Genomic DNA, 20,110 nt, shown 5'->3' with positions numbered 1-20,110 from the left:
AGATCAGAATGGCCTCCCATCAGCTACGATCTCCGTGGGGAGGATCATGGGCGACTGCGTGACGGTACGTGCAGACCGAGCCGAGCGCGAGCGGCTCCAGGCACTCGAATCGTTTGCTGTGCTGGATACGCCCGCGGAGTCCGACTTCGACGATCTGACGGCGCTGGCCGCGCAGTTCTGCGGCACTCCCGTCGCCTTGGTCTCCCTAGTCGACGCGGACCGCCAGTGGTTCAAGTCCCGGCACGGACTGGCCAGCTGCGAGACCCCCCGCGACGAATCGTTCTGCGCGCAAGCCCTGCAGAGCAGTGACGTGCTCGTCATCCCCGACACCCGGCTCGACCCAAGGGTGTCGCACTACCGGAGCGTGACGGGCGATCCCGGTTTCCGCTTCTATGCCGGCGCCCCGCTCATCACGTCGTCCGGTCACGTCCTTGGCACGCTGTGCGTCGCCGACTACGAACCGCGAGACCTCGGCGAGGCGCAACGCCGGCAGCTGCGCGTCCTCGCCGCCCAGGTGATGGCGCAGCTCGAGATCCGCCGCCAGGCAGGCGTTCTGGCCAGCGTCGTGCAGAAGATGCGCGAGACGAAGCGCATGCTCGATGGCGTCCTCAGACACACCGACATGCTCATCTACGCCAAGGACGTCGACGGCAGGTTCGTCATGGTGAACCCCGCCCTGCAGAAGGTCACCCACACCACCGAGAACATGCTCGGCCGCACCGACCACGACCTGTTCGATCCGACCATCGCCGACGACTACCGCCGCAACGACACGCGCATCATGGCCACGGGTCAGCGACAGGTCTTCACCGAGCTCGTCCTCGACGAGGACGGTTCGCCTCGCACCTACCAGTCGACCAAGTTCCCGGTCTACGACGACGCGGGCAACATCATCGGCGTCGCCGGAGTCTCCGCGGACGTCACCGAACTCGAAGCCGCGCGGGCCGCGCACGAGGAGGCCGAGGGCAGACTCCGCACCCTCGTGGAGCAGTCACCGGTGGCCATCAGCGTCATCGATCGCACCGGGGCCCTGGCCTACGCCAATCCCGCCGCGGTCACGCTCTGCGGCACGACGCACCTCGACGAGTTGACCGGACGCCACGCGCTCGAGCTGATAGCCGTCGAGCAGCGCGACGGCATCGCCGAGATGATCGAGTCCGTCTTCCGCGGCGAGCCACCGACCAAGACAGGCCGCGCGCGTCTGCTGCGCGACGACCACCGCGAGGTCGAGGTCGAATTCACCATCAGCCGGATCCACTACGCGGGCCAACCCGCGCTGCAGGCCGAGGTACGCGACATCACCGCCGATCTCACGGCGCGCGAGGAGCTCGAGTCCTTCGCCAACACCGACTCCCTCACCGGCATCATGAACCGCCGCGCCTGGACCTCGCGGGTGAGCGGATTGGCGGGATGCAGCAACACCCTCGTCGTGGCGATCGTCGACGTCGACCGATTCAAGGCCTACAACGACCGGTACGGCCATCCCGCCGGAGACGACCTCCTGCAGCGGATCGCGCAGGCCCTGCAATCCAACGTCCGGCGCTCGGACGTGGTGGCCCGTTGGGGCGGTGAGGAATTCGTCGTCGCGCTTCCCGACATCGATGAGCCGCAGGCTCTCGACGTCCTCGACCGTCTTCGGCGCGCGATGCCGGCGGGCCAGACCTGCTCGATCGGCTACAGCGAGTGGCTCGACGGCGACGACCTGCCCGCGTGCATGGCCCGTGCGGATGTGGCGCTCTACGCCGCGAAGGACGGCGGGCGCGACCAGGTGGTGGGTGCGTCCGCGACCTGAGCGGCACCCGAGACGACGAATGCCGGCCCGGTGCACGCAATTCACGTGCACCAGACCGGCATTCGATGCGATGCCTGGCGGCCTACGCCTCCGACCCGATGGTCGGCTCCGGCCTGGCGGCCTACGCCTCCGCGAAGTTGCGGGTGATCTGCGGGTCGACCTGGATGCCGGGGCCCGTCGTGGTCGAGACGACGACCTTCTTCAGGTAGCGGCCCTTCGAGGACGACGGCTTGGCCCGCATGATCTCGTCGATCGCGGCGCCGTAGTTCTCGGCCAGCGACTTCTCGTCGAACGACGCCTTGCCGATCACGAAGTGCAGGTTGGCCTGCTTGTCGACGCGGAAGTTGATCTTGCCGCCCTTGATGTCCTGCACGGCCTTGGTCACGTCGGGGGTGACGGTGCCGGTCTTGGGGTTCGGCATCAGGCCACGGGGTCCGAGGACGCGGGCGATCTTGCCGACCTTGGCCATCTGATCCGGCGTGGCGATCGCGGCGTCGAAGTCGAGCCAGCCGCCCTGGATCCGCTCGATCAGGTCGTCGCTGCCGACGGCGTCGGCACCAGCGGCGATGGCGTCTTCGGCCTTGTCACCGACCGCGAACACGATGACGCGCGCCGTCTTGCCCGTGCCGTGCGGCAGGTTGACGGTGCCGCGGACCATCTGGTCGGCCTTGCGGGGGTCGACGCCGAGGCGGATCGCGACCTCGACGGTGGCGTCCTGCTTCTTGCTCGACGTCTCCTTGGCCAGCTTCGCGGCCTCCAGCGGCGTGTACAAGTTGTCGCGGTCGATCTTCTCGGCCGCTTCGCGGTAGGCCTTGCTGTTCTTGCTCATGGGATTCCAATCATCATTCGTTGGGTCGTGGTGTCGTGCGGGCCGAAGCGGGCCCTCCCACGGGTGTAGCGGTACTGCGGGTGAAACTAGGAGACCGTGATGCCCATCGAGCGGGCGGTGCCGGCGATGATCTTCGCCGCGGCGTCGATGTCGTTGGCGTTGAGGTCTTCCTTCTTCTGCTCGGCGATCTCGCGCACCTGATCCCAGGTCACCTTGGCGACCTTGGTCTTGTGCGGTTCACCGGAGCCCTTCTGCACGCCGGCGGCCTTCAGCAGCAGCTTGGCGGCGGGCGGGGTCTTCAGGACGAACGTGAAGCTACGGTCCTCGTAGACCGTGATCTCCACCGGGATGACGTTGCCGCGCTGGCTTTCCGTCGCCTCGTTGTACGCCTTGCAGAACTCCATGATGTTGACGCCGTGCTGGCCGAGCGCTGGGCCGATGGGCGGCGCCGGGTTGGCGGCACCCGCCTGGACCTGCAGCTTGATCAGCCCGGTGATCTTCTTCTTCTTGGGGGCCATGACTCGTTCTTCCTGTTCCTGTTGTTCTCTAGATCTTCGAGACCTGGGTGAAGGTCAGTTCGACGGGTGTCTCGCGACCGAAGATGGACACCAGCACCTTGAGCTTCTGCTGCTCGGCGTTGACCTCGCTGATAGACGCGGGCAACGTTGCGAACGGACCGTCCATGACGGTGACCGACTCGCCGACCTCGAAGTCGACCAGCACGACCGGCCGTTCGAGCCCACCGGTCTCGGTGGCTGCGGCAGCACCCGAGGACGTCGACTTGGCGGGCTTCTTCGCCGCGCCCTGCGGAAGCAGGAACTTGACGACGTCGTCCAGGCTCAGCGGCGAGGGCTTGGACGTCGCACCCACGAACCCGGTGACACCGGGGGTGTTGCGCACCGCGCTCCACGACTCGTCGGTCAGGTCCATGCGCACCAGGATGTAGCCCGGCAGCACCTTGCGGTTGACCTGCTTGCGTTGGCCGTTCTTGATCTCGGTGACCTCTTCGGTCGGCACTTCCACCTGGAAGATGAAGTCGCCGACGTCGAGGTTCTGCACGCGGGTCTCGAGGTTGGCCTTCACCTTGTTCTCGTAACCGGCGTAGGAGTGGACGACGTACCAGTTGCCCGGCTTGGAGCGCAGGTCCTTCTTCAGCGCGACGGCGGGATCGACGTCCTCGTCCTCGACGGGCGCGTCCTCCGCCTCGGCCTCGGGTGCCTCGTCTGCGTCGGCGATTGCGTCGGCGTCGACGTCACCGACCTCGGCCACGGCCTCAGCCGTGGACGACTCCAGCGATTCCGCGGTCCGGCTGGCGATCACGGTTGACGGGTCCGCATCCTCGAGACGCGCATCCGACACAGCCGAAGGCGTCTCGCCCTCGAAGGAAGTCACGGTTGTCGATCCTCTCTAAATCTCTAGCTCGCCACGCGCCGGCTTGGTCAGCCGAATACCAGCGTGACGAGTTTGGCCAGGCCGAGGTCGACCCCGCCGATCAGCGCCACCATGAACGCCAGGAACACCAGCACCACGGTCGTGTAGCTGATCATCTGCTTGCGGTTCGGCCAGATCACCTTGCGGAGCTCGGCGACGACCTGCTTCAGGAAGTTGAAGACGAACAAGAACGGGTTCCGCGACGGTCCGCCCGACTTCTTGGCAGTCTTCGGCTTCTTGCCATCGCCATTCTTGACCGAATCGGTCTCGGTGGCCCGCTCCTGGCCCGCGGTGGCCTCGCGGCGCGAACGCTTGCCGGTGGGGCGCTGCGGACGGGTCGCGACGGCCGTCTGACCGCGGGTGCCGCTGACGCCGAGCTCCTCAGCCGTCGACTCGACGTCGTGCACGGAATCGACGTCGTCGACGCCCGAGTCGATGTCGTCGCGCTCGTCGCTCACCGCATGCCCCTTCTTCGTGATCGTGCCGGTTTCGCCGTGGTCACCTTCCAGTGTCCACGCCTCGTCGAATATTCAGTTGAGCAGGGGCGACAGGACTTGAACCTGCAACCTGCGGTTTTGGAGACCGCTGCTCTGCCAGTTGAGCTACGCCCCTTCGCTGTACGGCAGTGCTGGCAGGTCCTTGCCGTTCGGGTCCCACACAATTCACGCGCTCCCCGATCGGTCGATCAGTAACCGACGGACAGCGCGCTTGATGGGCAAAACCCCGAGGACCGAGTGTACATCGGCCCCGTTGGGAGTTACTAATCCGCTGCGGGCCCGGCACCCGTGGCGGCCGTGCGGACGACCTGACCCGTCGCCGCGTCCCACTTCATCGAGACGGAATTGTCGCCCTCGTGACCCATCAGGGTCGTGAAGGCCTCCATCACGACCGTGCCGTCGAGCTCGGCACAGACGTTGCGCGTGGTGACGATGTCGGCACCGAACCGCTCGTCGACCGACTCGATGTGCATGGTGCCCGTCAGCTCGTCGCCGACCCGGATCGGCCGGTGGAACAGGAACTTCTGATCGACCTGCAGGATCTGCAGGGTCTCGAGCCCGATGTCGACGTGCTGGAAGAAGTGGTTCTGGATCATCACCGCGAAGATCGAGGCGAACGTCAGCGGTGCGATGAGGGCCTTGTGGCCCAGTTCCGCGGCGGCCGCCTCGTCGATGGTGGCCGCTGCCTCGGACTTCACGGCTCGGGCGTACTGGCGGACCTGCTCGCGACCCACGACGAAGGTGTCCGGGTACTTCCAGATCATGCCCCGGATGTCGGTCTTCAATGCCATGGTTACGCCAGCTTCGCGACGGCGACGGCGCGACCGAAGATCTTCTTTCCGCCAGTGGTGGCGGACAGCGCAATGACGACGGACTTGGTCTCGGGATCGACGGACTTCACCCGACCGCTGAACACGATCTCGGCGCCGACACCGTCGTTGGGCACCGGCACGACGGCGGTGAAGCGCACGTTGTACTCGGTCACCGCGGCCGGGTCACCGATCCAGGACGTCACGTAACCCCCACCGAGACCCATGGTGAGCATGCCGTGCGCGATCGCGGTGTCGAGGCCGACCTGCTTGGCGATCTCGTCGTCCCAGTGAATGGGGTTCAGGTCACCCGAGACGCCGGCGTAGTTCACCAGGTCGCCGCGGGTCAGCGGAATGACCCGCTCTGGGAGCTGGTCGCCCACCTTCACCGAGCTGAACTCACGCAGTGCCATTGGAAAAGCCCTCTCCGCTCTCGTCGGAACGACCCGCCAAGGTCGTGTACGACTCTTGCACCGCCTCGCCCCTGTCGTTGCTGATGATGTTCTTCGTGACGATGACGTCCGTGCCGTGCGCGACCCGGTAGGCGTGCAGGTAGACGTCGCAGTGCAGCCGGTCACCCGCCTTGATCGGCTTCAGGAACTTCAGCTCCTGGTCGACCTGGACGATCTGCGCATCGGTGATGCCGATGTCGGCGTTGGCGAAGAAGGCCGTCTGAGCCTGGTAACCGAAGATCGAGATGAACGTCAACGGCGCCGGAAGCGAGTCGTGGCCGAGCTCGGCGGCGGCGGCTTCGTCGTGGTAGGCCGGGTCATCGTTCTTGACGGCGGCTGCGTACTCGCGCACCTTCTCGCGCCCAACCTCGTAGAAATCGGGATAGCGGTAGTGCATCCCGACGATCGTGGGCGACAGCGGCACGAATTCAGTTCCTCAATCAGTTCGACCGCGGGTCGAAACCCGCGGATCGCCCACCTAGCGCGATTCCTTGTGGGGACGGTGCGTGCCGCAGTTCGGGCAGAACTTCTTGATCTCGAGGCGGTCGGGATCGTTGCGCCGATTCTTCTTGGTGATGTAGTTGCGGTGCTTGCACACCTCACAGGCCAAGGTGATCTTGGGCCGTACGTCTGTACTCGAGGCCACGTCAGTCGTCCTTCTTCATTTCACTTGCGTTGTCGTCTTGTAGCGGTGGGGGGGCTCGATCCCCCGACCTCACGATTATGAGTCGTGCGCTCTAACCAGCTGAGCTACACCGCCATGGGCACAACCACTTGGGCATCCACCGGGCCCCCTAACGGAATCGAACCGTTGACCTCTTCCTTACCATGGAAGCGCTCTACCGACTGAGCTAAGGGGGCAGTGACCCCTCGACGCGGTAGTCCGCGTCGCAGGGCCTTCAAGAGGGTACATTCTCGGCGCTGGCCCCACCAAACCGCAGGTGCTCGCGACCGCCCCGGCAGGCATGTCGCGGCGGCCAGGCGTCGAGAACATAGGCTGCGGGGATGACTTCTCCCGGCTCCGACCGCCTCTACTTCAGGCAGCTGCTGTCCGGCACCGACTACGCAGCCAACGACGCGATCGCCCAGCAGATGCGCAACTTCGCCTACCTGATCGGTGACCGGGAGACCGGCGACTGCGTCGTCGTCGACCCGGCCTACGCGGCCAACGATCTGCTCGACGCACTCGAGTCCGACGGCATGCACCTCTCGGGTGTCCTCGTCACCCACCACCATCCCGACCACGTCGGCGGTTCCATGATGGGCTTCGAGCTCAAGGGCCTGGCCGAACTGCTGGAGCGGGTCAGCGTGCCGGTTCACGTCAACACCCACGAGGCGGATTGGGTCTCGCGCATCACCGGCATCCCGAAGAGCGACCTGACGTCCCACGAGCACGGCGACAAGGTCGCGATCGGAGCCGTGGACATCGAGCTGCTGCACACTCCCGGCCACACGCCGGGCAGTCAGTGCTTCCTGCTCGACGGGCGGCTGGTGGCCGGCGACACCCTGTTCTTGGAGGGGTGCGGCCGTACTGACTTCCCCGGCGGCAACGTCGACGACATGTACCGCAGCCTGCAAGCGCTCGCGCAACTGCCGGGCGACCCGACCGTCTTCCCGGGGCACTGGTACTCGGCCGAGCCGAGCGCCGCGCTGTCGGAGGTGCGTCGCAGCAACTACGTCTACCGCGCGAGCAGCCTCGAGCAGTGGCGACTGGCGATGGGCGGGTAGCTTCGCGGCCGTCCGACCCACGTCGCCGCAGCAGGCGCAGCACCCCCGAAACGGTCTCGACCCCGCCACCGGGGGGATGGTGGCGGGGCCGAGAATTCGATCGAGCTTGGGGGAAGCTCGGCCTCGACGATAACCAAGCATCCTGAACGGAACCCGGCACGTTGCTGAGTAATGGATAAGAAAGGACCGGACCTCCGGTTCACGTCCTAGCAACTATTTCCGAAGGAGACCGGCTTCGTGATAGTCGCGGTCGACGTTCACCTGCCACGGATCCACCGGCTCGCCGAAGTACTTGGCGACGCTCTGCATGGCACTGAGCATCGCGTGGTCCTGATTGTCATACCGGTGCATGCCGTTGCGTCCCATCGGATGAAGTGACGGGTACTGACGTCGCAGGTAGTCGCGGATACGGCCAACGCTGCGTTCCCGGACCGGGTCGTAGACCGGATACGCGCACTGAGAGCGGACGATCATGACGTGCTCGATCGACGAGTCTCCGGCGCCGAGCGCGCGCAGGTCCGCCTCGACGACATCACTCAGCGAAGCCTCGTCGGCCGTCATCAGGTCGCCGTCCGGACACACGAAGTACTCGAACCCGAGGAACGTGCCGTCCCAGCCTGCTGGATGCAGGCCGGGCGACCAGCGGCCGTAGTTCTGGATGCGACCGCACGAGAATTCCTTGCCCGGGGTGTAGACCCAGTTGAACGGGATGTCGAGGTGGTCGCGCAGGGCGACCGCGACGGTGATCAACCCGCGGTGCCGCAACGTCGACGCCGCCACCTGGACGGGCCGCGGCACCTCAGGCAAGGCTCTGACCAGTGACTGCAGGGGCATGCTCGAGAAGACCGCGTCGCCACGGACCACCTCGCCGCCGGACAGCTCGACGTGCCACGTCCCGTCCTCGAGCCAGAGTCGCTGGACCCGGACGTTCAGCTGCGGGGTGACCCCGGCAGCGACGAGGGCCGCCGAGGCCGCCTCCCAGAGTTGGCCAGGGCCACGCCTCGGATAACGGAACACGTCCTCACCGGCCACCTCCTGCTTGCGCCGCGACTTCCAGTCGAGGGGCTTGATGCGCTGATTCGCCCAGTCGCTCGCCAACTCGGCGGGATCGGCCAGCCACGTCTTGCGGACGTAGCCGTCGAAGAAGACGTCGTACCAGTACCGGCCGAACTCGCGCGTACCCCACTCCTGGAAGTTCGCCGGCTCCACGGCGAGCTGCACGCTCCGCCTCATTCGCGAGCCCGCGAAACTGCTCAAGCCACGCAGCCCGCGGCCAATTCCCAGCTGGGTCAGAAGATCTCGGCCGTTGAGCGGGTAGCTGACGTACTCGCCATCGACCAGCATCGCCGAGTTCCGCGGCACCGCGATCCACTGATCCGGTGGCAACAGCGCGTTCCAAAGATCAAGTACCTCTTCATGCTTGGTGAAGAACCGATGGCCACCCGGATCGATGCACCAGTCGCCGCTGCGGGGCGTACGAGCCAACCCGCCGACATGGCCCGACGCCTCGTAGAGCTGGGGCTCGACCCCCTTCTGCACCAACCGGAGCGCAGCAGTGAGCCCGGCGGGACCGGCGCCGATGACGATGGGACTGCGCGTCGGCTGCACGGGCGCTACCGGCCCCGCCGCTGCGGGAAGAGTCGATGCTCGGCCACCAGGGCATCGATGGCATCGACCTCGAGGTCGTTCAGGGGCGTCGTCAGGAAGTGCAACTGGGCGTACTGGCTTTGCAGTGGCAGGAATCCGCTGAGCAACGGCTCCGGGGTGGTCCTGATGACCATGTCGACTTCGCCGATGTCCAAGGCTGCGTCGATGTCGATGCCCTCGCGCTGCGCCTTGGCCTGAGCGGCTCGCAGTTCGTCTCGCGCGTCGTACGCCACGAGGACGTTGATCGTGAATCCGCTTCCACGCATGGTCTTCTCGATGCGGCACGCGGAGTCGCGGTAGCCCTCCGGCAGCAATTGCCTTTCGCCGTGAATGCGCACCGAACACGTTCGCGGATCGAAGTGAGCGGGGATCAGCGAGTCGAGGAAGTGGACCGACGCCGCGAACACCGCGTCGAGTTCGTCGTCACGGCGCCCCAGGTTGGCGCGGCTGAGGTTGTACACCGACACGGTCTGCACGCCATTTCGCCGTAGCGCAAGCATGATCTCGACGACCTTCTCGGCGCCGCGCCGGTACGCCTCGGTCAGCGTGCAGCCGTGCGAATCCGCCCAACGTCGCAACCCGTCGGGAATCAGACCTACGTGAGCGGGACCAACGCTCACCGGGGCCTCGGCCCCTTGGGATCCACGATCAACCGGCATTCGTCCGACGGTCACTCATCGGCACCTCGCAATACGGCGAAGACGGTGAGGAGCAAGATCTTCAGGTCGAGCTGGAGCGACCAGTTCTCGATGTAGTAGTTATCGAATTCGGCGCGGTCGGCGATCGACGTCTGCCCCCTGAGCCCGTGCACCTGTGACCAACCGGTAATGCCGGCCTTGACCCGATGCCGGTCGCCGTATCGGCGGACCTGCAGTTCGAACAGTTCGACGAACTCCGGCCGCTCGGGACGCGGCCCGACGAGACTCATCTCACCCCGCACCACGTTCAGCAGCTGAGGCAATTCGTCGAATGACGTCTTGCGCATGATCTTTCCGATCCGGGTGCGCCGATCGTCGCCCTCGACACCACCTGGCGCGGCCCCCGATGACGGTTCGAATCTCGCGTCAGCCGGCTCGATGGGTCGCATGCTGCGGAACTTCAAGCAGTCGAAGACCTTGCCGTCGCGACCAATTCGAGGCTGCCGGAAGAAGACCGGACCGGGCGAGCTAGTCTTCACCAGGATCGCCAACGCAATGAGCAGCGGCGAGATGAGCAGCAGCCCCACCGCCGCGATCACCCGGTCGGAGGCGTGCTTGAGCGCGAACTGCCAGCCCTTGGGATTGACCGGGTTCAGCACCAGCAGCGGCACTCCGCCGAGGTGTTCCACCCGCGCGCCCACGCCGACGGCGTCCATGAGCCGCGGCACCACCCGCACCCGCATGCCGAGTTCCTGGGCCCGATGTGCGGTGCGCGCCAACTGTTCGTCGGGCACCGCGCACGGTGCGATGATCAACTTGACCGCTCCCGTCATCGCGACGGCGCGCTCGAGGTCATCACTGGTCCCGAGGTAGGGCAGGTCGAAGAGGTCGGGGTCGATCGGCCGGTCGACATCCAGGATGCCCACCGGACGCAGACCGTAGTCAGGCACCTGACGCATCCGCACCAGCAGTTGATGGGCGATCGGACCGGATCCGATGATCAGCGCCGGCGCCCCAAAGTAGTGCGTCCGCCGGAGATGTCGCTCGATGAGCGACCGGATCAACCGGACGGCGAGAATCATCACGACCGCCCACAGCCAGAGCCGCACCATGATCTCGCTGGGCCGGACGTAGGGCACCACCACGTCACCGGGCTGCAGGGGCGGCACGAGGATCAGCATCAACGTCAAGGTCACCAGCGTCGCCAAGGCGATCGCCGTCTGGGCCGGGCCGAGGTCGTCGAAGACGCTCTGGTTCAGCTTTCGGCGGTACATCGACTGAGAGCCGAGGAAGGCCACCACCACCGGCACGAAGATCCACGAACACAACGCGACGTTGCGCTCGTACACGGGGCCATTGGTCCACCACTGGGCAAACAGAACCGCCCAGGACGCCGCCCACACGTCGAGACCGATCGTGACCGCGACGTACCCGTGTTCATTCCGTAGCGCCTCGAGCCACCGTGGCGAGGCCGAGACGTCATCCAGCGGAGGCTGTACGACGGGACCCGATATCCGTGTCTTCGTGTCCGACCGCAACTCCCACCCCCGCAAACCGTTGGTGGCCAACTCTAGATGCGCCCAGCCGCCGTCGCATGCAAATGCAGGCAGACTCGTCAGTATTTGCCCCGGCGTCTTTCGATGCGACCGGCTGGCTTATTTGCCAACTTTGCGGGTCAGCGCTCGCCTGGAAGCCCGTTACCGAAGATCCGCTCCACGGCCAGCCCGGCCAGGTCACTCAGGAGTTGGACGTGACCGGTGGACCACAACCGCGGCTTGTCGTCGAATACACACAGCGTGCCGACCGCATTCTGCTTGCCGTCCATGAGCGGAATGCCAAGGTAGGAGACCAGGGTGCCGTCCAGCACGGCGGGGTGGTTCTTGAAGATCGGATCCAGCCGCGCGTCCTCGATCGAGAGCGGAGCGCTATTTGCTATTGCATACTGGCATACCGATCGCTCCAGTGGGGTTTCCCTTTCCTCCTGAGATGGACCGCCCATCCCCACCGTGCTCTTGAAGAATTGGCGGTCCACGTCGATCAGCGACACCGCGGCATGGGGGACGTCCAAGGCGGCGGCCGCGGCGCGGGTGATCCTGTCGTAGGCGTCCTCGATCGGCGAGTCCAACAGGCCGGTGGCATACAGGGACCGCAAGCGCTCCGGGTCGTGCACGGTCGCAGAAGTGTCAGGCAAACCCGCTTCAGCAAATGCCTTCGACGAGGAGATATGGGCGTAGAGCTCCTCGATGGACGGGCTGTTGACCCGGCGGAACTCGGTCACCATCCGCTTGGCCACGGCCCGCGCGACGTAGGTCGCGACGTCCTCGCCGGCCTCGAGCGCACACTCTTCGAGTTGGCGGTTGAGCCAGTCGTCGAAGCCCTTCACGGAGCTGTTCACCTGCTCACGGTATCCGACGGCAGGCCGCGCCGTGGGGTGCAAAGCCCAAGGGAGACGGCGTTGCCCGCCGGCGACGTAGCCTAGGTAGCCACCGCAGCGATCAGGAGGGCATGTGCAGGACGCACACACCGACGGCAACGTGGACCTCCTGTTCGACGCACGCCACATCCGGCAGAGTGGCATCGGAACCTACATCCGTACGCAGCTTCCGCTTCTGGAGGAGGCCGCCGCCGGTCGGGGCGTCTCGCTGGCCGTACTCGGCGACCGCGAGAGCCTCCCCCCGCTGCGCGCGAGCACCGAGGTCGTCGTCGCATCACCGACGGGGGCCGCGATGTACACCGTCGCCGAGCAAGTGGCGTGGCGGCGAGCGCTGGACCAGGTTCGCCCTCGCGCGCTGTGGCTGCCGCACTACCCCTTTCCGCTGGCCAATTGGGCACCGGACAATCGTCAGATGCTCACCTACGTCACCCTGCACGACGCCATCCAGGTTCTGCCATGGGAGGTCAGCGGACAGAGCCGGGCCCGCCGCATCTACGCGCGCGCGATGATGAAGCTCGACGCTCGGGTGTGCCGCCGCATCTTCACCCCTTCGGAAGCCACCGCGACCACGCTGCAATCGATCGCCCCGAAGGCGCGGGTGATGGTGACCCCCATCCCCGTCGACGAGGTCTGGTTCGAGCCCGCCGACCCGACACTCGTGCCGGTGTCGGGCCCCTATCTGCTGTATGTCGGAAACACCAAGCGTTACAAGAACTTGCCGATCATGCTGGAGGCGTTCGCCGACATCGCAGCAACGGTGCCGCACACCCTGGTGATCGCAGGCGGGGGCGCCTCGCTGCGAACCCTCGACGATCGCGTGCGCCGGCTCGCCGAGGACAACGGGGACCGCATCGTGCTGATGGGGCAACTCGCCTTCGACACCCTGCGCGCCCTGGTCGGCTCGGCGGACGCGTTGATCATGCCCTCCCTGCACGAGGGCGCGGGTCTGCCGCCGCTGGAGGCCATGGCCGCCCGCACCGCCGTCCTGTCGTCGGACATCCCGGTGCTCCGTGAGACGTGCGGCGCCGGCGCGGACTACTTCGGCCCCCGCGATCGCGCCGGATTGGCGCACGCGATGGGCACGATGTGCCTGAACACCGAGGCCCGCACCGAGCTGGCCGCACGCGGTCACTCCTACGTGACGGACCGGCAGCGCGGTATCTCCGCATCGCTTGCCGCCGAGGAGATTTGCGCCGAGCTGGCCAGCATTCGATCGTGAGGATGTCGAGGCGCACCCTTCTGACGGTCGTGCCTGCAGTCGCGGCCGTGGGCGCATTGGCAGCCATCCAGCGCCACGAACACGCGGTGATCGACGTCCGGTCGTACGGCGCCACGGGAGACGGCATGACCGATGACTCACTGGCGATCCAGTCGGCCGTTGCCGAACTCCGACCCGGCCGGACGCTGCACTTCCCCAGGGGGACCTACCGGTTCGCGCAACACTGGCCCTCGGGTACCGCAGCGATCGCCATCGCCGGTGTATCGGATGCGACGGTGGAATTCGCACCCGGCGCCGAGCTCGTCATGGACAATTTGGATCCCCATGACGGCACCGGTACCAGCCATGGGGTCCTGCTGCGCGGACCGTCGTCGCGAGTGTCGCTGCGCAACATCACCGTTCGTTGGGCACACCCCGCGAAGAGATCGCTTGGTGACGGCATCAGGGTGGAGGGCCTTCCCGGCGACGGTCGCACCCTTCCCACCGGATGGCGCGGCTTCCCCAGTCCGGTCGACGGGCTGGCCGTCATCGACTGCACCGTCGTGTCGAGCCCGCAGGCGGGCGTGGTGCTGCACGGGGTCTCCGACGTGAGAGTGGAGCGACTCCACGTCGACGGCACCGGTGCGGACGGCTTGCACCTCAACGCGTGTCGGCGAGCCAGCGTCGCCGGTCTGCGGGCGGTGAAACCCGGTGACGACGGTCTAGCGTTCGTCACCTACTTCGGACCAGAGTTCTCGTTCGACCCCGACGCGCATACGTTCGCATTTCCGACGCTGACGGATTGGTCCAACGCCGACGTCGAGGTCCGAGACGTCGAGGTCGTCGGCGGGTCGGCGAACGGGGTGCGAGTCGCCGGAGCGCAGCGGCTCACGATCGATGCCCTCGACGTGGTCGGCGTCGTGGCCGGTTCGGCGGTGATGCTGGACTCCGCCGAACCCGGCGCCGACGTCGGCTGGAACTACCTCGCCAGTCGTGCGATCCGGATCGACGAGTTCACTGCCACCGCGTGCGACACCGGCGTTCACGTCCTCGCCCGCCCGCATGCGCCTGGAGCTGGCGGTTTCACCGACTTCGACGTGCAGATCGGCCGCGCTGCGCTGGTCTCCTGCAGCAACTGGGCGGTACGCGCCGAGTCACTTGCCGAGGCGAAGATGACCGGATTGTCGATCGAGGACTGCACCATCGCGTCCACCTCGACCACGGCGGGCAATGGCGGAGTGGGAATCGACAACGCCCGTGGGGTCACGATGGGCACCGTGGCCATTCAACACTCGGATGCAGTCGTCGGTTTCGCCGCCAAGGACTCCGACCGGATGGAGATCGAACACCTGAGCATCACGATCGACCGGACTCAGCCGCCACCGGACGGGGCACCCCCCTGCGTGGCCCTCGACGGCGTCGAGGGCGTCATCGCCGACCTGGCGGTCGACTGGCCGTCGGCGCCCGCGGCCTGGATCGCCGTTCGTCAGTCGGCCGCCGAGCAATGTGGTGGCCAAGGCGCCAGCGTGGCGATCACCACCCTCAAAGGCGTTACGAAAGAGCAGGTTTCGGCATGCCCGTAGGCTGCAGCGCGATCTCGCGCGGTCGCACTTTGGCGACGAACACCGCACCGGCAGCTGTCAGCAGCAACAGGAAGATCACGATGCCGTAGGTGAGGATTTGCACCCGCCACACCTCGAGGAAGCAATAGGCCACCACGCCGGCCGACGCGGCGATGACCGGGCTGAAGCTGAAGATGCGCGCGAAGGCGTACCCGGCGAGACCGTAGGCCACGATGGTGTAGCCCCACCCCCACGTTCCGTACACCGAATAGATGTCGGCGAACACGGAGTTGGTGAAGAAGTTGCCCGCGAAGGCCACCGAGTATCCGTACACCGAGGACTGCTTCCAGCTGTCGTCCTTGGTGACCTTCTGGAACTGGAGGAACGTTGGCTCCACGGCGCCAAGGGAGGACACCACGCCGCCTGGCTTCTCCCAGGCGCCCCGCATGACCGCATCCGACACCCCGACCGAGACCTGCGCCGGCACAGCCAGATACGCCCCCATCTGATAGAAGTTCATCGCCACGGGGTTCGATACTCCGGCCTCGCGGTAGTAGTTCGCGTTGCGAATGTAGTTGAGTGCGGTGAGCACCGCGAAGCCGCACAACCCGATCAGCACGACGGTGACGAGGGTACGCGTGCGCGGCGCACCAGCGACCCGTCGGGGACGACGACTCCTCACCCACGCCGTCAAGTACACCGCGACTGCCATCAACAGCGAAAGCCGGGACGAGATCATGGCATTGGCGACCAGCAGAAGTACTCCGGCCACCATGAAGGGCCAGCCGATGACCTTCTTGCGCCAGAGGTACACCCCGAGGGGAGCGGACAAGATCGTGGCATAGCGCAGCGTTTGCACGCCGGCGAACCCCGAGAGCGCATTGCTAAAGTCGTTGGCCGTCTGCTCCTGTAGCGACGCGACGATGGCGGAGATGCCGCCCACCTTCATGAAGGCGTAGCCGACGCCGACGGCACCTGCTGCCAGCAGCAGGAAGAAGTAACGTCGCTCGAACCAGGCGGTATCCGTGCGGGCGTCCCCCTCGGCGACTCGCGACCGATGCATACCGAGCCAGAAGCCGACCATCGAGACCATCACGATCGCGCAGTACCAGACGGCCAGCAGTGCGACGCCCTCGCCGCTGGCCTGAGCAGGGGCTGGGAAACCCGTCAGGGCCTCCGACATCGTTTGAGCGGGCCCGAATTCGCGGCGGACCACGAACGCGAACCACGCCGCGAACGACAGCAGGACAGGGGCCAAGATGAGAACGCCGGGTGAGAACCACGCCGGGGCACGCGAGGACGTGCCAGCCTGCCGCCCGCCGATCTCGGGGACGTCGTCTCGACCCATGATCACACCGACCGTCCCCGGACCCGCGGCGAACCAAAGGCCTCGGCATAGTCCGGCGCGTCCTTCACCGCAGCCCGGTGGTAGACCAGCGCGGTGATCAACTCGGCGACGGCGAAGGCCAAGAAGATGGCGGTCGTGGTGTGCCAAAACAGCAGGAAGCTCGTGCTGATTACGAGATAGACGACGGTGCTGGCGCCCCGGATCCAGAACACCAGCACGGTCTTACCCGCCTTGCGCAGAGCGGCGAACGGCACGGTGGACAGAAGCGTGAAGCCCTTCCACAGGAAGCCAAGTAGCAGGGCGACGGTGCCCACTTCCCGCCAGGCGGGCCCGAAGACCAAGCTCCCGAAGCCGCCGAGGGCGGCGGCGAGGACGACGATTGCCGCGGCGACGAAGACCGCGACGAAGGGCACCAGCTCACCCCGGTGGCCGTGGGCCAGCAGACGATAGCGTCCGTAGGCCAGGATGGGCTCGAGGGCACCCGCGACGGTCGAGATCACCCGGAACGCCACCGAGGCGGCCGGTCCGATCATGACCAGCAACAGCGACGTGATCGCGGGTTGCACCGCACCGACGACGGCGGTCTCCGCCGTGACCCAGCTCGAACGGCGGAGGTCCGGCGGAACGCCCAAGTGCAGCAACGTCCTTCGCGGCCGGTACCTGACGAGGACCGCGAGCAGCGCCCCGATGGCCAAAATTCGTACGCAGTGCGGGTTGTGCTGCGCGGCCAGCCAAAGGGCCACCACGCTGGCGACGATCAGGGCTCCGGCGGCGAGCCCCTCGCGCCGCCAGTCGCCGCTGACGACGCCGATCGAACGGGTCATCAGCAGACCGGTCATCACACCCACCGAACTCACCATCAACACCGCCGGCGGTGCCACGGCGGGACCGAGCACGAGCATCACCGTCGCAGCAAGGGTGAAGAGCACCACCCACACCGGAAGGGTCGGGTCCCCGTCCGCATCGGGGGTGGCGAGCCTTCCTTCGACGATGAAGGCGTTGAACAGCTGGGCTACGTATACGCCGACCGACAGCGACAGCGCGAGGAAGCCCTGGGTCTCGATCGGGGCGATGCGCGCGTAGATCGCAATGAAGATCGCCGGGAAGACGTTGAGCGCGAGGCCCGCGACGACTTGGACTGCCGTGTGTACGTGCTTGTCACGCATGACACCCGCCCGCCAGCGTCTCCGCGACCACGGCGGCCATCTTGCGGCGGAAGGCTGCCGGTGAGAAACCCTCTGCGTGCGAACGGATTTCAGTCGGATCGTAGGCACCGGCTTCGAAGGATCGGAAGGTCTGGGCGAAGGACTCGACCAGCTCGTCGTCGCCCGCCTCGGCGACGAAGGTGCCCGTCACGCCGTCGACGACGCTGTCGAGCGCACCGCCGACGCCAAGGGCGATCACCGGCGTGCCACAGGCCATCGCCTCGACGGGGGTGATGCCGAAGTCCTCCTCCCCCGGCATGACCATCGCCCTGGCCCGGCGGTACAGGCTGCGGAATTCCTCGTTGGACACCCGGCCGAGGAAGGTGACGTCCGCGCCCGCGGCGAGCTTGCGGCACCTGGCTGCCTCGCGCCCGTCGCCGGCGACCACCATGCGCACGCCAGCCGCAGCGGCCGCTCTGATCGCCACGTCGGGCCGCTTGTATCCCACCAGCCGGCCCGCCAAGAGCAGGAAGTCCTCCCGCGGCTCGTGCGCGTCGGGGGTGAAGAAGCCGACGTCGACCGGAGGATGGACCACGTGGGATTCACGATGCCAGTGGCGTCGAATCCGTTGGGCCACTGCGGCGCTGTTGGCCACGATCGTGGTGATGTTGGGGGCGGCAGTGCGTTCGGTCTTGATCGCGAGCCGCGCCAGCAGGTCGAGCGCCATGCGGCCCGGCCGCGAGGCCGTTTCCTCGAGGCGCATGGACTCGTCCCACGCCCACCGGGCCGGCGAATGAACGTAGGCAATGGTCGGAATGGTTCCGGCGGCGGCGACCGCGGCGACCGCGAACGCGTGATGGCTGATGATCACCGCATCCGCCGAGCCGAAGTCGCGGCGCTGCAACCACGTGGGCACCATCGGCAGCAGTGGTGCGTAACTGCGGTAACCCGCCATGCGGTAGGCCGACGAGAGGGCGCCGGTGCGCACCCGCGCGCCGAAGGGTGCATCGACCCGCGGGTCGACGATCGGAATGTCGACCGGCGCATCCGGCCATTCCCGTGACAGTTCCGCGACGACGTTCTCGGAGCCGGCGATCTCGGTCAACCGCTCGTGGACGATCGCGATCCTCACGCCGGGCGCTGCCCGTCACCGAGGGCGGCAGCACTGGTGTCTGAAGCGGGGGTAGCGCTCGGCGCTGGGGCGTTCGACCGCCCGGTCCAGCGTCGGCGACGGTAGGTGAACACCGCGACCACCGGTGCACTGCTGGCGGCGGTCGCGGCGCGCAACGCCAGCACGGCCGCCACGGTGTCGGACTCGACGCGAGCCACCAGCACGATGTCGGTGGCCGCGGCGACCATTTCCGGGGTCAGCGTCGCATCGCCCACCGCACCGGCAGCGATGACCCGCGTCGTGGTCGGCTCGGCGGGGCCGGGCACCGAATGTTGGCCCGCCGTCGTCGACACGACGTCGCCTGACCGGGCCTCGGCCGCCGCCTCCTCCAGCAGTGCGGCGACGACCTGGCTACCCGAGGAGGACGAGGCGCCGAGGACGAGCAGGGTGCGGACCGGGCCGGCCGAGGGGCACTGCGCAAGGAGCGTGCGAGCCAGGCGCGCCCGTTCACCCGTCTCGTGGGACGCCACGTCGAGATCGACGGCGGGCAGCAGCACGCCGTCGACGCCGTCGGCCAGGGTGTGGACCAGTGAGCCGCGGCCCGACCGCCGTCGCAGGAGGAGCACGACCGCCACCGCGGTCGAACCACCCACGAGGGCACCGAGAATGACCCCGATGAGCCACCGCTGCGACGACGGACGGTTGGGCGTCGGAGGCTGAATCACCGTCACCGAACCGGCTTTGGCGGCCTGGAGTTCTACACTCTCGCGAACACGCGCGAGGTCCTGCATCCGGGTCGGGTCTGCGGCATCGCGCTGTTCCCATTCCGACAGCGAAGGAAGGATGGTCCTCAACTGCTCGTCGACGCGCCGCTGGAGATCCTGCCCGTACAGATCCATCGCCGTCTGAACGGTTCTGACCGCTTCACCGTCGGTTCCGCTGCTACTGCTGATGGTGATCACCGACGACTGGCTGGCCTGGGCCACGTTCAGCACGGCAGGCTCGTCCTTGGCCATCTTCCTGCCCACGGCCTGGGCGAAGCCCTCACCGGACAGGTAGGCGATCTCACCGGCAACGAACGTGCTCGTATTGCCTTGATTGTCCGGGGTGACTTGGCTTGCCCCACCGGCGATTGCGGTCAGATCCGCCGGATTCTGCAGTCGCACAAATGCTGTCGCGGTGGTGTCGGTGGCCAAGGCGCCGAAGGCAAGCCCACCGGCGAGCGCACCGACGCACAGGCCGACGGCTGCACCGAGGATGAGTTTGGCGATCAGGAAGCGGGTTTCGATGGACGAGATCAGCCCAATCGCTGGCGCTTTCGACACGGTGACAGCCAACTCTGCGACGCTCCATCCTTTGCCTGGTGCGATCAGTATGGTAACTGCGCCGGTACGTTTGCCGGGTTGGACACGACAACGCGCTCCCGAGAGGGGCCCAGCGGCGTGCCGCACTGTGCGACGAAGCGTTAGCCAGTAGCGTGCGACGCCAG

20 protein-coding genes and 3 tRNA genes are annotated in these 20,110 nt (G+C 66.8%); 4 read left to right on the top strand and 19 right to left on the bottom strand.

What is annotated here, in order from left to right:
* The first annotated feature begins 58 nt into the window (after positions 1-58).
* On the top strand, positions 59-1,792 hold the full coding sequence (locus SBI80_RS01195; protein ID WP_318972525.1) for a sensor domain-containing diguanylate cyclase: 1,734 nt from the start codon (positions 59-61) through the stop codon (positions 1,790-1,792).
* Between the two features lie 121 nt (positions 1,793-1,913).
* Here SBI80_RS01195 and rplA read toward each other — a convergent pair whose 3' ends face one another.
* The 11 genes from rplA to SBI80_RS01140 form a co-directional block, all read right to left on the bottom strand.
* Positions 1,914-2,621, bottom strand: coding sequence for a 50S ribosomal protein L1 (rplA, locus tag SBI80_RS01190; RefSeq protein WP_318972523.1), 708 nt, complete (start codon positions 2,619-2,621; stop codon positions 1,914-1,916).
* Between the two features lie 86 nt (positions 2,622-2,707).
* Positions 2,708-3,139 carry a 50S ribosomal protein L11 gene (rplK, locus tag SBI80_RS01185; RefSeq protein ID WP_318972521.1) on the bottom strand — a complete coding sequence of 144 codons (432 nt, stop codon included), beginning with the start codon at positions 3,137-3,139 and terminating at the stop codon, positions 2,708-2,710.
* A 28-nt stretch (positions 3,140-3,167) separates the two neighbouring features.
* Positions 3,168-4,013 carry a transcription termination/antitermination protein NusG gene (gene nusG, locus SBI80_RS01180; protein WP_318972519.1) on the bottom strand — a complete coding sequence of 282 codons (846 nt, stop codon included), beginning with the start codon at positions 4,011-4,013 and terminating at the stop codon, positions 3,168-3,170.
* A gap of 47 nt (positions 4,014-4,060) precedes the next feature.
* Positions 4,061-4,510: a preprotein translocase subunit SecE gene (gene secE / locus SBI80_RS01175; RefSeq protein WP_413232607.1), complete on the bottom strand. Its 450-nt coding sequence runs from the start codon at positions 4,508-4,510 to the stop codon at positions 4,061-4,063.
* Positions 4,511-4,591: 81 nt separating this feature from the next.
* Positions 4,592-4,664 (bottom strand) — tRNA-Trp (locus SBI80_RS01170).
* A gap of 148 nt (positions 4,665-4,812) precedes the next feature.
* Positions 4,813-5,340 carry a (3R)-hydroxyacyl-ACP dehydratase subunit HadC gene (hadC, locus tag SBI80_RS01165; RefSeq protein ID WP_318972517.1) on the bottom strand — a complete coding sequence of 176 codons (528 nt, stop codon included), beginning with the start codon at positions 5,338-5,340 and terminating at the stop codon, positions 4,813-4,815.
* Between the two features lie 2 nt (positions 5,341-5,342).
* Positions 5,343-5,771 carry a (3R)-hydroxyacyl-ACP dehydratase subunit HadB gene (gene hadB / locus SBI80_RS01160; protein WP_318972514.1) on the bottom strand — a complete coding sequence of 143 codons (429 nt, stop codon included), beginning with the start codon at positions 5,769-5,771 and terminating at the stop codon, positions 5,343-5,345.
* Entirely contained in the window at positions 5,758-6,234 is a 477-nt protein-coding gene (gene hadA / locus SBI80_RS01155) for a (3R)-hydroxyacyl-ACP dehydratase subunit HadA (protein WP_318972512.1), read from the bottom strand. Before hadA ends, hadB begins: the two co-directional genes overlap by 14 nt.
* A gap of 54 nt (positions 6,235-6,288) precedes the next feature.
* A complete protein-coding gene (rpmG, locus tag SBI80_RS01150) occupies positions 6,289-6,456 on the bottom strand; it encodes a 50S ribosomal protein L33 (RefSeq protein WP_056550495.1) in 168 nt (55 codons plus the stop codon).
* A 40-nt stretch (positions 6,457-6,496) separates the two neighbouring features.
* Positions 6,497-6,570 (bottom strand) — tRNA-Met (locus SBI80_RS01145).
* A gap of 28 nt (positions 6,571-6,598) precedes the next feature.
* Positions 6,599-6,671 (bottom strand) — tRNA-Thr (locus SBI80_RS01140).
* Positions 6,672-6,815: 144 nt separating this feature from the next.
* Between SBI80_RS01140 and SBI80_RS01135 the strand changes: the two genes are divergently transcribed.
* The gene (locus tag SBI80_RS01135) at positions 6,816-7,538 is read left to right on the top strand and encodes an MBL fold metallo-hydrolase (protein WP_318972506.1); all 723 of its coding nucleotides are present in this window, start codon (positions 6,816-6,818) and stop codon (positions 7,536-7,538) included.
* A 213-nt stretch (positions 7,539-7,751) separates the two neighbouring features.
* Here the strand turns inward: SBI80_RS01135 and SBI80_RS01130 are convergent, their stop codons facing one another.
* From SBI80_RS01130 to SBI80_RS01115, 4 genes are all read right to left on the bottom strand, one after another.
* A complete protein-coding gene (locus tag SBI80_RS01130) occupies positions 7,752-9,146 on the bottom strand; it encodes an FAD-dependent oxidoreductase (protein ID WP_318972504.1) in 1,395 nt (464 codons plus the stop codon).
* 5 nt (positions 9,147-9,151) lie between these two features.
* Positions 9,152-9,805, bottom strand: a complete 654-nt coding sequence (locus tag SBI80_RS01125) for an undecaprenyl diphosphate synthase family protein (protein WP_318972502.1) — start codon at positions 9,803-9,805, stop codon at positions 9,152-9,154.
* 50 nt (positions 9,806-9,855) lie between these two features.
* The gene (locus SBI80_RS01120) at positions 9,856-11,391 is read right to left on the bottom strand and encodes a sugar transferase (protein ID WP_318972500.1); all 1,536 of its coding nucleotides are present in this window, start codon (positions 11,389-11,391) and stop codon (positions 9,856-9,858) included.
* A 107-nt stretch (positions 11,392-11,498) separates the two neighbouring features.
* Positions 11,499-12,218 carry a GAF domain-containing protein gene (locus SBI80_RS01115; RefSeq protein WP_318972498.1) on the bottom strand — a complete coding sequence of 240 codons (720 nt, stop codon included), beginning with the start codon at positions 12,216-12,218 and terminating at the stop codon, positions 11,499-11,501.
* A 112-nt stretch (positions 12,219-12,330) separates the two neighbouring features.
* Between SBI80_RS01115 and SBI80_RS01110 the strand changes: the two genes are divergently transcribed.
* Together SBI80_RS01110 and SBI80_RS01105 are read left to right on the top strand one after the other, a co-directional pair.
* The gene (locus tag SBI80_RS01110) at positions 12,331-13,476 is read left to right on the top strand and encodes a glycosyltransferase family 4 protein (RefSeq protein WP_318972496.1); all 1,146 of its coding nucleotides are present in this window, start codon (positions 12,331-12,333) and stop codon (positions 13,474-13,476) included.
* Positions 13,477-13,523: 47 nt separating this feature from the next.
* Positions 13,524-15,038 (top strand): glycosyl hydrolase family 28-related protein, encoded by a 1,515-nt coding sequence (locus SBI80_RS01105; RefSeq protein ID WP_318972494.1) that lies wholly within the window; start codon positions 13,524-13,526, stop codon positions 15,036-15,038.
* Here SBI80_RS01105 and SBI80_RS01100 read toward each other — a convergent pair.
* From SBI80_RS01100 to SBI80_RS01085, 4 genes are read right to left on the bottom strand one after another with little or no spacing between them, the layout of a single operon-like run.
* Positions 15,007-16,365: an O-antigen polymerase gene (locus SBI80_RS01100; protein ID WP_318972492.1), complete on the bottom strand. Its 1,359-nt coding sequence runs from the start codon at positions 16,363-16,365 to the stop codon at positions 15,007-15,009. The two genes, SBI80_RS01105 and SBI80_RS01100, sit on opposite strands and share 32 nt — an antisense overlap.
* A gap of 2 nt (positions 16,366-16,367) precedes the next feature.
* The gene (locus SBI80_RS01095; protein ID WP_318972491.1) at positions 16,368-17,531 is read right to left on the bottom strand and encodes a hypothetical protein; all 1,164 of its coding nucleotides are present in this window, start codon (positions 17,529-17,531) and stop codon (positions 16,368-16,370) included.
* Positions 17,524-18,642 (bottom strand): glycosyltransferase, encoded by a 1,119-nt coding sequence (locus tag SBI80_RS01090; RefSeq protein ID WP_318972489.1) that lies wholly within the window; start codon positions 18,640-18,642, stop codon positions 17,524-17,526. Before SBI80_RS01090 ends, SBI80_RS01095 begins: the two co-directional genes overlap by 8 nt.
* Positions 18,639-19,946, bottom strand: coding sequence for a GumC domain-containing protein (locus tag SBI80_RS01085; RefSeq protein WP_318972487.1), 1,308 nt, complete (start codon positions 19,944-19,946; stop codon positions 18,639-18,641). Before SBI80_RS01085 ends, SBI80_RS01090 begins: the two co-directional genes overlap by 4 nt.
* Positions 19,947-20,110 lie beyond the last annotated feature (164 nt).

Origin of the sequence: Mycolicibacterium sichuanense (genome assembly GCF_033741125.1) — a bacterium.
Lineage (GTDB): Bacteria > Actinomycetota > Actinomycetes > Mycobacteriales > Mycobacteriaceae > Mycobacterium.
This window is presented reverse-complemented; position numbering and strand designations above follow the sequence as displayed.